Genomic DNA, 13764 nt, shown 5'->3' on the forward strand with positions numbered 1-13764 from the left:
CCCCACACCCCACACCCTGTCCCCACAAAAAACTTTTTCAGCAGACCCTAATTAATCAACAGCTAACCCACCCCCGCGGCAATTAAACGGTGGCTAATTGAGGTTGGGGACGTTTGCTGTTACGGATACCTTCGATCGCCGTCGCGTAATCGGGGGCATTAAATACCGCCGAACCTGCTACAATCGCATTAGCACCCGCTTCGAGAACTTGCCAAGTATTAGCCGGTTTTAAGCCGCCATCCACTTCAATCCAGGGATCCAAGCCTCTTTCATCGCACATTTGACGTAATTGACGGATTTTGGGGACAACTTCCGGGATAAAACTCTGGCCACCAAAACCGGGGTTAACGCTCATAATTAGGACTAAATCGCACAAATGCAGCACATATTCGATTAAATCTAAGGGAGTGGAGGGATTTAATACCACACCCGCTTGTTTACCGAGTTCGCGGATTTGGCAAAGAGTACGATGGAGGTGGGGAGAAGCATTATGTTCAGCGTGAACAGAAATAATGTCAGCACCCGCTTTCGCAAAGTCAGCCACATATTTTTCTGGTTCCACGATCATTAAATGCACATCTAAAGGTTTTTTCGTATAGGGACGAATAGCGGAGACAATCAGGGGTCCAATGGTGATATTCGGGACAAAACGACCATCCATCACATCAACGTGAATCCAATCGGCTCCTGCCTTATCCACAGCCTCGATATCGGCTCCTAATTTACTAAAATCCGCCGATAGGATCGAGGGAGAGACTACGATCGACTTCGAGCTTCCGTTTTGGGTCATGGCTAACTATAGAATTTCGTGTTTATATTTTCGTAACAATCTTATCAGCAATCAGTGATCAGTGATCACTAATCGGATTTGAGTTTTCAGTCGGGGTAATCCCAGAGCATTTTGTATAAATTGTAACAGACAAAAATTTGTAATTGTTGTACTGCAATAACCGCTACTGACAATCAATCATTTCTACTCTAAAATGAAAGATATTGCCATCCCCGTTAGGGAATTTATTAGAAACTTGAGGTATATAAGTGTGACATAATCACAGTTTCGCATTTAACCTTCATAAGATGGAATATGAATATCATTGACGCTTTAAATCTCAAAAACCCCCAAGATTACCCCTCTAGAGAAGCTTATCAGCAAGACGTTCTCAAAGCGGTACAGGTCTTAATGCGTTTAGGTATTATGGATAGTCCCTCGGCCGATTTAACCGGTTCCCTAGACTCTATCCTTGAGAAATTACAAGAGGATGAACTGGCTATCTACGGTAGAAAACGCAGTAAACAAGAAATTATCGCCGATTTAAAGCAAGTTAATAGTGAAATTGCCGAACTCGATCGAGAAATAGCTGACTTAGAATGGCAAATTGCGCTCAAAAAAGCTGAAATATCTGTTAATGAAACATCTTAGGGTTTTTTATCTTGATTCTGGTTCGGTTTCTCCAAACTGAGCGCAATAATCATCCGCACTAATAAACTTCATCGTGAGTCCCAATTGACTCTAAAAGAATTGCCTGTTTCTGCTCATATTCAACGAATTTAAAGACAATTCTTAAATCATAGCCGACACTACAAGCATAAGAATCTTTAAGCTCCCCTTTTAATTTGTGTGTTCTTAATCGAGCTTGAAATGGATCTACGGATAATAAAGCTAAAGTTTCTGGGATATTTTGAACTAAAAAAGCCTGTTTTTTCAAAATTTTTCGAGCATTTCTAATAAATATATTGGAGCGTAATAAAACAAAATTCACGAAAGGATTTCCTCCATGATTTGTTCAGGTGTCAGGGGTTGACATTGACCTTGTGCAAATTCTTGTTGAGCTTCTTGAACATCTCTAACCAACTCTGTTCTTTTTTGATCTCGAAGACGATTCTGTAAAATATGAATGAGACTTTCTTGATCTTCAAGGGGAAGTTGCTCGGCTGCTTCTAGAATCTCTGCAAAGGTTGTTTGTATTGCCATTTTCTTAAGGGGCGATCAACTAAACTATCTAGGGTTTACAATCAAGGCTAAAAATAGCGAGAGTTACCGCATAACCATTTATTATATCGACATTTTTTGTCTAGTCAACTATTTATAACTAACTAAGTAGGGAGGCACAATTATTTGTAGGATGGGTTAGCGGTAGCGTAACCCATGCGGGCGTTGGGTTTCATACTTCAACCCAACCTACGTTCTAATCAATTAAGTCTCTTACCAGATAAGGATTTAGTCGATTTATGCCACCCTATAGAACCATACCAAGTAACGAAGAACCCATTTTTGGCGTTGTCAAATTGAAAGATGCTCCGAATCAGCACCGGAACTGAAATTACTTTGATAGGAAAGATTACATGGCATCTTGACAATTAGTGTTTAATGAACGAATAGTGCCGATAGTTGGGCTTAAGTGGGGAACAAGAGTCACTCGATTTAGCAGTGGAATTAGCCCTACAATCGGCGTAGGGCTAATTCATGAATTAGCCCTACAATCGGCTTTGTCAAATGGAAAGATGCTCCGAATCAGCATCGGAGCATTGCATCTTTCCTCTTCTGATCTGACAACGCCGAATCATCTAAGGACTAATATGAATTTGACTGAGAATATAACGCAAGCGATCATAATCATCTTTAAGTAAAACACTTAACTGTCTGCCTACATTCACTAACCATTGTCGATCGGCTTGACGCAATTGATACATCTGACGGATAGAAGCAGCTGCCAAAGCTTCCACGGGAGTATTTTTGACCTGTAATAAAATTCGTAAAAAGTCTAATTGTTCACTAAAATAAACCACTTCTAACGACTCACATTGATAAACCGCCTGATGAATTTGTGGGGGACGGGGAGGAATATATTGATAGATATAACCTCGCCCGGCACCATTGCCATTAAATTGTCCAGGCAGGGTTTCAAAACCGACAATAGTTGCCCGAAATTCCGTTTTTAACATAGCGAAAATCTGCGGCTGTTGTTCCCGCAATTCAGCCAAGGACAACCCCAAAGCTCTAGCGCGATGTACCGAATCGATGGGTGCAGTGGTGGCAAAGGTGACAATCCCAAAAATTTTATTACCCGTTTCTTCATCGTAGGCTTTTACCCAACTACCAAAAGCGGGCATAAAAGGAAAGTTTAACTCCTCTGGTTCCAAACATTGCGCTAAAAACTCGGTCGTCGTCGTCTCGATAACTTCGGCGATATGATCGGGATGGCGGTTATCCGTAGCCAATTGCGGTAAGGGTGGACGCATGGTTATTTTTTGCCTTTAGCTGGGGCAATAATTACTTCTTCTAATTCCGAGAGATTAAAGGTGACTAACTTATCCCAGTTGCCCCCCTCAAAAAGAACGGCCACTTTCCCATCGCTTAAACGCTGGGCTAAACCTTCAAATTTATAGTAGGTATCATCGGGATTGGTGACTCGAACGGTACTACCTGGCAAAATCATAGGATTGACGACGAAATTATAATTACTGTCTCTTAGCTTATCAAAAATTAGTGATCAGGGAGTCGTGACTTACCCCTACCTTCTGTTATCCTTCTTAGGCAATACGTCCCTGTTCTCTACCCGATCAGGCGATCGCAATTTGTTGATCAGGCGACAATTGTTGTACTGCTTAAATAAGCTGTTCTAAAGTTAAGGGAATGGTTCTCATCGATTTTGCTTTAATAATTTATAATTTGCTCTATTCAACCCTCAACCCCAGCCACAGGGGAGCGCACTAACTCCTAGGGTGCGCTTTTCGATAGCGTAACGCACCAATTTAATAATAAAGTTAGTGCGTGGGGTGCGGATTGTTAATTTGAGTTTTTTATCAAAGATAATCGCCGTCTAACACACCCTACAAGATCGGCGTACTGCTAGGCAGTGCCTTCGGCATCGCACTCAATAAGTCATTGGGGGGACAAATTTAATATTTTTCCTTGGGTTGACTCTAAAATTGAATCTCGGATAAAAGAACTAGCATTAGTAATCTCTAGGCCAATTAATTCTCCTAAATCATTAAGTTCAGCCGTAATATTTGGATTAATTTCTACACTGTTAGCTTCTGGTTCATCAGAAATAGTTAAATGAAGAATGTCTTCTTGTTCAAAGTATCTCATTTTAGGTTTGCTCATGGATAGTATATCTCCCAGTTGTTAGGCGAAATCGAATTTGTTGGCGTGTTGTCGCATGAATGGTGACAGGAGTTATAAAATTATCATCGTATTCATAAGGAATAATTACTAAACGATTATCATGCTTGCCTACGGCAATAAGACGACCCGTTTCAGTATCGTAGTACCTTTCTCCAGAGTATTTGAGAATCTCTTCTATTTTAGCAAGTTCAAATCCTCTCAGTTTGGCTCGATATTGTAAGTAATCCGACCAGATAATATTCGGCATTATGAGCAGACTTTGCTAATTATCTGTTATCTATTTTAGTCTAAATTCTCCTTCCCAAACCCCCAACACCGTAACCATAACCTTAAGGGTGGTGCGTTCCCCAATATCAAATCATGTCGCAGTCGCAAAGGTTTCAGGGAACGCACCCTACAAGAGCGGCTACAAGAGCGGCGATCGCACCACAAGATCGGGTGATCGCACTATTCGACATTCAAGTTTCTGAGAATTTTTTGTGCTAAAAATTCTTTGATTTCTATATGTCGTGGCACGGCTTCAGTGACTCCAGTTTGAGGATTAATCCAAAGAGAATGAGAAGATCCTTCTCGCTTAAGATAGCAACCCGCTCTCCGTAACTTTTTTTCTAATTCTTTACGTTTCATGGAATAGAAATAGTCTCTTCAATTGCCTCTTTTGATAGTCCTCGACGAATATCAGCTAAACGATCTTCAAAAATTAGTTGAATAGCACTTTTTAAGCTTTCTTTGGCTTCTTCAATGGTTTCTCCTTGACCATTTGCACCAGGCACTTCAGGACAAATCGCCCAATATCCTCCTTCTGTTGCTGCCTCAATGATGGCGGTAAACTCTGCTTTCATGAAAATTCCCTTAGATGTTTTATTAATTATGATAATACAGATAATGTTGGGTTTCGTTCCTCAACCCAACCTACAAGATCTAATTCGTAGGGTGCGCCCTTCGTAAGCGTAACGCACCAATTTAATGACAAAGTTGGTGCGTGGGGCGCGGATTGTTAATTTGAGTTTTTTATCAGAGATAATCACCGCCTAACGCACCCTACAAGAGCGGCGATCGCACTGAGCATTTAGACAATATTTACAATAATGTCAATATAGTCGCATCCTAATAGAGCACCAGTAGCAGGCTTTACAATAAAAGGATTAATTTTTGTTGTCCACAGAAAACTGTAAGCACCTATGCTAAGTGATGCAGTAACTAGGCCGATGATAACGGGCACTGCCGCTCCAAAAAGTCCTGCAATTGCAATTTCTTCAAGTGTAATTGTTTCTCCTGAAGCTGCTACACAAGTCACTTTCCCAACTATTCCATATGTAGCCCCTAAAAATGCAGCAAAAGCAATCTTCCCAGTAAGCGTACTAAATTCTATCAAGGCTGCTTCCCCACTAGGATCGATCGCATTTACCGGATTAACCCCAGCGTATAAATAATCATGCAAGGTTATCGGTTGATTATTGAAACCCTCAAACGGATCAACGGAAGCAAAACGCCCGGTATTAGGATCATAATACCTTGCTCGTAAATAATAACCATCTACCGCCTCATCAAACTGCTCACCCGCAAACAGATAATTATTCTCCGCATCCCCTACTTTACGGGTTAAATTACCATAAGCATCATAATCATATTCTACGATAACAGAACCATTATTACCCGTCATTAAACGAGTGCTACCTAAACCATCCACTTGATAGTAAATCCGATTTGCACCGTCATTTTGAGAGATTAAATCCCAACCGTGAGTATAGGTAGTATTAACTGTACCATTAGTTTGATATTCCTCAATCACTTGGGCGTATTGCTGTTGATTATTGTCGATTAAGAAGCGAGTCACCTCACCATCCACATTAATCGCCACTCGGATACCATTATGATCATATTCAAACTCGATGCGTCCGGTTTCGCCGTTTTCCGTGACTTCTACTGCGGTTAATTCACCCTTAGCATTCCACTCATAATTAGTGGTAGTTGCGCCATTTTCTACCTTAGCAAGGAGATTACCCTCCTCATCGTATTGATATTGGGTAACATTTCCGCCAAGGATTTCTTTTAATAATCTGTCGTTTTTATCATAGTTATAGGTAGTTTTACCTGCCACTGAATCGACTTTTTCTAAACGATTTCCTACTGCATCAAAACTATAAGTAATCGTTTTGTTACCTGCTACAGTGTCAGTAATTTTCTCTTGGGTTAAACGATAGAGATTGTCATAATTGTACTCCACTGTACGACCATCATTTTCTACCACTTTCACTCGATTACCCATTGCATCTAGAGTATAAGTATAACTAGAAATAATACCCGTATCATTGCGGTTTTCGAGGTAGGTTAAGCGATTTAATAAGTCATATTGTTGATTTTCAATCACCCCATTGGGGAAGACGGTTTTAACCAAGTTACCTACCGCGTCATAATCGTAGTCTGTTACTCCATTATCGGCATCTTTAACAGTATCAAGGCGATTCAACCCATCATAAGTATAAGTGGTTGTGCCTGAAGGTACGGTTAAGGTAAGAATATTACTAGCCTTGTCGTAAGTATAGCTAATAGTACGGTTATCGGGTTCGGTACGACTAATTAATCTGTCACGCTCATCATAAACATAATTTGTCATCCCTCGATTATCGATAACGGTAGCTAATTCCCCCGTCAAGGTATAGGTAAAGGTTTCCGTAGCTGTACCATCAGAGAAGGATTTTTCGGTTAACCAGTTACGCTCATTATATTTATAGGTGGTGACTGCTCCGTTAAAGTCAGTTACTTTAATTAAATTACCGATTTTGTCGTGAATTGTCTCGTTACGTTGTCCTGCGGGTAAGATGGTAGCTTTTAGACGGCGTAAACTGTCATATTCAAACTTAGTGATGTTACCATTTGCGTCTTTTTGCTCGATTAAATTACCCACTAAGTCATATTTGTATTCAGTACGTTGATTTAAAGCATCAATTACCGCCGTTAGTCTTCCTAAAGCGTCATATTCATAATTAGTGGTATTTCCTGCTAAATCTGTTTCTGCTATCACTCGTCCTAAAGGATCATAAGTGGTAGTCATTACCGTATTATTAGCATAAGTTGTGGTAAGAAGGCGATCAAGCTCGTCATAATCATACTCAGTGATGCGCCCTAACGCATCTGTTTTGGCAATTTGTCGCCCGTCTGCATCATAATTATAGCTAGTAATTTGATTGAGGGCATTAGTAACAGTTAAAAGGCGATCGCTCTTATCATAGTCATATTCGGTACGATTACCCAATTCGTCAATTTCGGCAATTTTTCGCCCAGCTTTATCGTATTCTTTCTTAGTGCGGGGATTATCGGTTAAATTGTCAGGGGTACTATCAGGATAAATTACTTCAATTTCTCGCCCTAAAGCATCATAAACATAGATAGTTTTACGTCCTAATTCATCAATAAAACTCGTTAAACGATCTAAAGCGTCGTATTCATTTTGGGTGCGAGGGTTATCGCTTAAATTATCAGGAGTGCTATCGGGTAAGATGGTTTCAATCAATAAACCACGATCATTATAACGGTATTCTGTGCGTCTTCCTAAGGCGTCAATTTCGGCTACTTTTTCCCCAGCGGCGTTATATTCGGTTTTAGTAATACCCCTTGCACAACCACAACTACTCCCTTCAGGATCAGCTTTTTCAATCAAGCGTCCTTGAGCATCATAGATATAATTAGTAATAGCACCCAAAGCATCAGTAACACTCGCTACTCGTCCATTACTATCATAGGTAAAGGTGGTTTTTGCTCCCGTAGGATCGGTTAATTCAGTTAAGTTACCACGATTATCATACTTAAAGTTACTAATTTTACCATTAGCATCGGTGACAGTGGTTAAAAGTCCCAAGGAGTCATATTTATATTCAGTAACATTACCTTCTGTGTCTTTCCGTTTGGTGAGATTACCGTTATTATCATAGGTGTAAGTGGTGACAAAACCTAAAGCAGTAGTCTCTGTCAAGATGTCGTTACTTTGGTTATAAGTAAAGGTTTTCTTGTCACCTTCCCCATCGGTTTCTGTCAGCTTATTACCTCGACTATCATAGGTATAACTGGTGATATTACCTTCGGGATCGGTTTCACTTAACAGGTTATTATCTTCATCGTAAGTGCGTAAAGTAATACCCCCTAATTGATCAACTTCTTGAATGACGTTACCCTGAGCATCAAAAACCCGGGTAATAGTCTTACCAAAAGGATCTTTAACAGTTTGACTATTAGTAGCCTTATCAAAGGCGATATTTAATTCGTTACCATTAGCGTCAATAATTTTGCTGATTTGTCCATTTTCGTCATACTCTGTACGAGTCGCACTGCGTCCCAAGGGATCAATAATTTCTGTTAAGAAGTGTTGACGATTGGGGTCATCATAAACTAGCTCGGTGGTGTTATTAGTGCGGTCAATCACCTCAATTAAATCACCGTTGCTATCATAAACATATTTAATAGATTTACCATCAGGATCGATAATTTCAGTAATGCGACCTTGACTATCTCGTATAAAGTCAATTTCAGCACCCGTTGAGCTAGTAATACCCTCATCGGAGAAGGTTAATTTATTGCCATTTCTGTCGGTGACATCAATTAAACCAAAATTCTGATCATACTTATAAACCGTTCCATCTTTGGTGGTTAATTTATATTGCGAGGGATTATAACCCAAGAAACTAAAGAGAAAGGCTCCTACTGTACCATTACTACGAATACTTAACGGAGTGTTTTCTACTTCCAATTTATCAAATACACCAGCATCGGGAGTAAATTTAGGAGCATAAATTGCACCGAGAAAACTAGCAGAAACTGGTACAGGATTAAAAGTAAATCCAACGCGGCGACCATCGGGAGTATTTAAAGTTACTCGTGTCCCGACGGAGAAGGTATTAGAAGTTCCAAAGAAATCGGAATTAGCCTCACTTAAATCTCGTCCATCGGTGGAAGATTCGACAATTTTGGCATCTTGTAAACCTAAATCCCAACCATAGCCAAAATCTCCTTTGCTTGCACTTTCTAAGCTATTATAACGACGGATAATTTCAATGGGAACACCAGTTAAAGGAATAGATAGGTCAGTATATTCTAAAGAAAAGTCACCCGGTTTATTTTGTCCCGTCACATTTAAAATAACGCCTTGAACATTACCATTACCACTAAAATCAAAAGCGGTAATTTTTATTAGATAACTTCCATTTGCTAACAAACGAGGATCTAGATTAGCTACCTGCTGATTAGTAACATTCTTAGTGCCTTTTGTCAATAAAGTATAATCTGGATCATTTTCCCCGATATTGCTTAAATCAACTGCTTCAATCGGGGCAATTTCCACTCGATAAAATTCGAGGTTATCATCTGTGATGGTAGCAATAATATCTGTAGGTGACTTGATAATGCCTTGGGTGGCTTCTAAGTTAGTCTTGTTAATTTCAACAACAGGTGCTTTGGTATCACTGGGATCAAGTACCCGCACTTCAATTGTTTCTGTATCCTGATTACCAGCTGCATCGGTAGCAGTAGCAATAATTTGATAAAGTCCTGCTTTTTGACCGACAAAAGTAGCAGTATTAATTTGTCCATTGGGACTATTAGGATTAAGAGTTAGCGGAGTTGTATTAGCCGTCAAAGTGAGGGTTTTAACTTCGATATTATCCGTTGCTCGAACTTGGAAATTAATACTTTCCCCAATATTAATCAGGTTACTATTAAAGCCTAATTCCACTACCGGATTAGTAATATCATCATTGCTAAGGGTTAAGTTATAGGTTTGAGTGGTGATTCCCCCGCGTCCATCGCTGACTTGAATCGTCACAGGATAAATACCTTGATTTTGGGATGCAGATTGCCAACGAATACGGCCAAATTGATCAATAGTTAAACCTTGAGGAGCCTGTAAGAGATTATAGGTTAAAGTGTCGTTATCTGCATCTTTGGCAATAACATCATATTTGTAAGTAACGCCTAATTGAGCTAATTCTAACGGCTGAGAACTAATAATCGGTGCCTGATTAGGGGTAACTCGGATATAGTAATTTTGATAGGCAATTCCACCATTTGCATCCGTCGCTGTGACTGTAACTTGAAAATCACCGTTAGTGGTGTTTTGAGTTTGCCAAGTAATTAAACCTGTATTTGTATCAATAGTCATCCCATTGGGTTTAACCGTTAAATTGTAGCTAATAGCGGTATTTTCGGGATCATTAGCCTCGACATCGTATTGATATAATCCCCCAGCACCAATGATGATTTTAGGTGTGCTGGTAATACTAGGTAAATTGTTGTCTAATGTGGCTAAAACTTGTAATTGATAGGATTGGGTATTAGTCCCACCAAAACCATCGCTAACTTTGATTTCAACGGTTTGTTTTCCTAAATTAGTAGGGGTATATGCTATTAGTCCAGTATTGGCATTAATGGTCATCCCTTCCGGGGGATTAATCAGGCTATAGGTTAGGGTATCATTATGAAAATCAGTGGCTCTTACTTCATAGCTGTAGGTATTATTAATCAGGGTAACGGTGTTAGGAGAGGAGATAATTTGCGGTGGGGTGTTAATCCCTTTAGTATTGAGGAAAAATTCTTGAGTAGCAATGCCTCCTTTACCGTCAGACACTCGCAAAACTACTCGATTATTACCGATTTGACTTTGTTTCGGTTGCCAAATTAAGCTACCAGTTTCTGCATCAACTGCCATGCCTTCAGGTTGATTGAGTAAGCTATAGGTTAACCTGTCATTATTGGCATCGGTAGCAGTGGCTCGATAGGTTAATAATTGTCCTATTTGGGCAGTTTGAGGCGCTGTGCTAGTGAATACGGGAGCTTGGTTAGCTATGGGTTGATCAATTTTTTGGTTGCCAAAATTAATGTTACTAACAGTTTCTCCTGCTTTGAGTTTTATAGTATAAAAATCTGGATTAGCAATGCTACTAGGTAATCCTTTAGGAAATGTTTGTTTATAATCTGTGGGTACAATTTCCCTGACAATATAAGTACCTGCTTCTAACCCAGTGAATTGATATTTTCCGTTTTCATCGGTGATTTGACTAGGCTCATTATTATCAAAAGTGCCATTATTATTTGAGTCAACATAGACGGTAATTCCTTCTAAAGCAGGTTCATCGTTAGTAAATTTCCAAGAAATAATATCATGGTTTCCTACTGCCTGACCTGTAGCCGCAGTAAAACCAACAAAAAAGTCATTCTGTCCTAGAATATCAGGAATATTAACGGTAGAGAAAACTGTTGCTTCGACAGGACGATTAGAATTTTGAGAAACTCTTGCTTCTAATCGGTTTGATGTGCCGTCATAGTCAATCCAAACATTCCAAATCTCACCATTATTAAATCTAGTGGCAATATTTGTCTGGACAAGAGAAGTTGTGCTTCCATTAACATTAATACCAATATGATTACCATTATTTTGATCTTGCTTACCATTATTGTAAGTATCTAGTTCAATAACAACAGTATTTTTTAAACCTGCGTAACCAATTCCTCCCCCAGCACTTCCTACGTTTTCTGTTGGACTAACAATAAAGGAAAGTCCATCCGCACCCTCACCATCTTCATCTCTAGGTAGTCCTCTCGAATCAGAGATTGAAAAACTAAAGTTAGTAGAGAAAGATAAATTTTCTCCATTTTCTCCTACAAAGCTAAAAAGATTTTTGAGTAAAGCATTTCCCGATGAAAATGATTCTGATTCTGCTAATCTTAAAACGTCTTTATTGCTGGCAATTTTAGAATTAACTATTTTGCTATCACCCTTGAGTCTCATGGATGATATATCAACAAAGTCTTCAAAATTAGCTGAATCCCATATTCCATTACCATTAGCATCTTCCCATTTAACCCCTTCAATTGTTCCTAATAAAGCATTATTTAACGCAATAACAAACTCTTGAGTATCCACACCCCCACGATTATCCGTAACCTTAACAGAAATATCATAGTTGCCAACAGTTTTACCTGCTGTATTCCAAACAATTTCTCCTGTTAAATTATCAATGCTCATTCCTTGAGGAGCATTAACTAAAGAATAGGTTAAATTATCCTCATCAGGATCGATCGCTTCTACATCGTAGGAATATTCCCCTGAAAATATTTCGGATTGAGTAAATCCCTGATAAATAACATTACCTTGAGAATAATTATAGAATCCAAATTGGCCAGAGGTGTATGTATCATCCTCAATAGTTACAGATTCTAAAATCGTGTCTCCTTGACTCACTGTAATCGTAAATTCACCTGGGGTAAAATCTAAGGAAAACTGATAATCTACGAAATCTGACCAAGAGACTGTATTATGGAATATTGTTTTCACCCTATCTTCATTACCAATAGTTGACCAAAAATCTCGTCCCGTAAGAGCAGAATCAGCATTGACTACTTTGATACTCATACCTTGTTCTGCAAATCCTAATAAATCATCTTGATTAGATTGTTTCCAATCAAAAAGATAAAAATGTTGAGAGTCTTGATATCCAAAGACAAAACCCATAAAATCATCATCGTTAGATGTATTAACTCGCCAACTCCCTTCAATTCTGTCACTATTAAGGTTAAAGTCGCTTAATAATATGCTCGCATCAGCATTAATTGTTTGTTCAACTTTTGTATTGTCAGAACTCAGTATCCAATTGGCATCGGATTGAGAATTAAGCTCATATTGTACTCTTGACCATGTTGACAAGTCTATTACTTCCGATTCACCTTGAGTTAGCTTTTTAGTAGCCCGTGTTACGGGTTCACTGATAATCACAGGTGCATAATTATTCGTTTCTTTTTCTAAGACTAATAAAGTATAAGCCTGAGTCGCAATACCACCCTTACCATCATCAACTTGTAAGGTTATCTTGCTTTCTCCTAAGACGGTGGGAGTGAATGTAACAACACCTGTATTTTGATTGATTACCAAGCCATTAGGGGCATTGATGACAGAATAGGTTAAATTATCATTATCAGCATCAGTCGCATCAGCATCATAACGATATTCAGTGTTGAGATTACCATAAACGACGGGATTGGAAACGAATACTGGAGGACGATTTGGTTGAGAATCAATAACGTTGGTTACTACCCCTAAATTATAAGTTTGGGTATCCCTTCCCCCTTTACCATCTTCCACTGAAATAGAGATGTTATAATTGCCGATTGTTGGGGATTGCCAACTTAAAACACCAGTATTATTGTCAATGGTTAAACCATCAGGGGCAAGGGAGAGGGAGTAGAATAAGGTATCATTATCCGCATCAACGGCATTTGCATCATAAGTATAATCATTACCGACAATAATCTCTAACTCAGGATTAGTCGTAAATTCAGGAGCATTATTCGCGGAAACAGCAGAAACAATTAAGTTACTGGGATTGATAATAAAACTAATGGTTTGACTATCACTACCGCCTTTACCATCACTCACAGTATAAACAAAATTGCCGCCATTACCATTAACATCTGCTAGGGGTGTGTAAAGCAAAGAAGTTAGAGAATTAATCGAAATCTCATCACCCACATTAATAACTGTACCATCAGCTAAAGTTATTTTTCCTTTGCTGTTATCTGGTAATTGAGTGACAGAAACCGTTAAAGTATCCCCATCAATATCTGTAGGTGGATTAATATTTAAGGGGATA

Annotated in this window: 11 protein-coding genes; 1 reads left to right on the forward strand and 10 read right to left on the reverse strand. The window is 39.0% G+C overall.

Annotated features, from left to right (window positions below):
* Positions 1–82: 82 nt before the first annotated feature.
* Positions 83–790 carry a ribulose-phosphate 3-epimerase gene (gene rpe, locus IQ242_RS04900; RefSeq protein ID WP_061431496.1) on the reverse strand — a complete coding sequence of 236 codons (708 nt, stop codon included), beginning with the start codon at positions 788–790 and terminating at the stop codon, positions 83–85.
* A gap of 294 nt (positions 791–1084) precedes the next feature.
* On the opposite strand from rpe, the gene IQ242_RS04905 reads away from it, so the two are divergent.
* Positions 1085–1420 carry a hypothetical protein gene (locus IQ242_RS04905; protein WP_193959225.1) on the forward strand — a complete coding sequence of 112 codons (336 nt, stop codon included), beginning with the start codon at positions 1085–1087 and terminating at the stop codon, positions 1418–1420.
* Positions 1421–1478: 58 nt separating this feature from the next.
* On the opposite strand, the gene IQ242_RS04910 is transcribed toward IQ242_RS04905, so the two are convergent.
* The 9 genes from IQ242_RS04910 to IQ242_RS04950 form a co-directional block, all read right to left on the reverse strand.
* Positions 1479–1760: a type II toxin-antitoxin system mRNA interferase toxin, RelE/StbE family gene (locus IQ242_RS04910; protein ID WP_193959226.1), complete on the reverse strand. Its 282-nt coding sequence runs from the start codon at positions 1758–1760 to the stop codon at positions 1479–1481.
* Positions 1757–1972: a hypothetical protein gene (locus IQ242_RS04915; RefSeq protein WP_110578570.1), complete on the reverse strand. Its 216-nt coding sequence runs from the start codon at positions 1970–1972 to the stop codon at positions 1757–1759. The genes IQ242_RS04910 and IQ242_RS04915 overlap by 4 nt, the downstream gene beginning before the upstream one ends.
* A gap of 593 nt (positions 1973–2565) precedes the next feature.
* Positions 2566–3240: an HAS-barrel domain-containing protein gene (locus IQ242_RS04920; protein ID WP_002759297.1), complete on the reverse strand. Its 675-nt coding sequence runs from the start codon at positions 3238–3240 to the stop codon at positions 2566–2568.
* 2 nt (positions 3241–3242) lie between these two features.
* Positions 3243–3437 (reverse strand): NAD(P)H dehydrogenase subunit NdhS, encoded by a 195-nt coding sequence (locus IQ242_RS04925; RefSeq protein WP_002759298.1) that lies wholly within the window; start codon positions 3435–3437, stop codon positions 3243–3245.
* 446 nt (positions 3438–3883) lie between these two features.
* The gene (locus tag IQ242_RS04930) at positions 3884–4108 is read right to left on the reverse strand and encodes a DUF2283 domain-containing protein (RefSeq protein ID WP_002766959.1); all 225 of its coding nucleotides are present in this window, start codon (positions 4106–4108) and stop codon (positions 3884–3886) included.
* A complete protein-coding gene (locus IQ242_RS04935; protein WP_061431492.1) occupies positions 4095–4376 on the reverse strand; it encodes a hypothetical protein in 282 nt (93 codons plus the stop codon). The genes IQ242_RS04930 and IQ242_RS04935 overlap by 14 nt, the downstream gene beginning before the upstream one ends.
* Before the next feature lie 200 nt (positions 4377–4576).
* Positions 4577–4756, reverse strand: a complete 180-nt coding sequence (locus tag IQ242_RS04940) for a type II toxin-antitoxin system HicA family toxin (RefSeq protein WP_193959227.1) — start codon at positions 4754–4756, stop codon at positions 4577–4579.
* On the reverse strand, positions 4753–4971 hold the full coding sequence (locus IQ242_RS04945; RefSeq protein ID WP_193959228.1) for a type II toxin-antitoxin system HicB family antitoxin: 219 nt from the start codon (positions 4969–4971) through the stop codon (positions 4753–4755). The genes IQ242_RS04940 and IQ242_RS04945 overlap by 4 nt, the downstream gene beginning before the upstream one ends.
* Positions 4972–5198: 227 nt before the next feature.
* Positions 5199–13607 carry a putative Ig domain-containing protein gene (locus IQ242_RS04950; protein ID WP_228020825.1) on the reverse strand — a complete coding sequence of 2803 codons (8409 nt, stop codon included), beginning with the start codon at positions 13605–13607 and terminating at the stop codon, positions 5199–5201.
* Between the last annotated feature and the right edge of the window lie 157 nt (positions 13608–13764).

Source organism: Microcystis sp. LEGE 08355 (assembly GCF_015207185.1).
Taxonomy (GTDB): Bacteria; Cyanobacteriota; Cyanobacteriia; order Cyanobacteriales; family Microcystaceae; genus Microcystis; species Microcystis panniformis.

Excerpts from the sequence above, each read along its gene's own strand:
- rpe (WP_061431496.1), bottom strand. The coding sequence starts at position 790 with ATGACCCAAAACGGAAGCTCGAAGTCGATCGTAGTCTCTCCCTCGATC.
- IQ242_RS04905 (WP_193959225.1), top strand. The coding sequence starts at position 1,085 with ATGAATATCATTGACGCTTTAAATCTCAAAAACCCCCAAGATTACCCC.
- IQ242_RS04915 (WP_110578570.1), bottom strand. The coding sequence starts at position 1,972 with ATGGCAATACAAACAACCTTTGCAGAGATTCTAGAAGCAGCCGAGCAA.
- IQ242_RS04920 (WP_002759297.1), bottom strand. The coding sequence starts at position 3,240 with ATGCGTCCACCCTTACCGCAATTGGCTACGGATAACCGCCATCCCGAT.
- IQ242_RS04925 (WP_002759298.1), bottom strand. The coding sequence starts at position 3,437 with ATGATTTTGCCAGGTAGTACCGTTCGAGTCACCAATCCCGATGATACC.
- IQ242_RS04930 (WP_002766959.1), bottom strand. The coding sequence starts at position 4,108 with ATGAGCAAACCTAAAATGAGATACTTTGAACAAGAAGACATTCTTCAT.
- IQ242_RS04935 (WP_061431492.1), bottom strand. The coding sequence starts at position 4,376 with ATGCCGAATATTATCTGGTCGGATTACTTACAATATCGAGCCAAACTG.
- IQ242_RS04940 (WP_193959227.1), bottom strand. The coding sequence starts at position 4,756 with ATGAAACGTAAAGAATTAGAAAAAAAGTTACGGAGAGCGGGTTGCTAT.
- IQ242_RS04945 (WP_193959228.1), bottom strand. The coding sequence starts at position 4,971 with ATGAAAGCAGAGTTTACCGCCATCATTGAGGCAGCAACAGAAGGAGGA.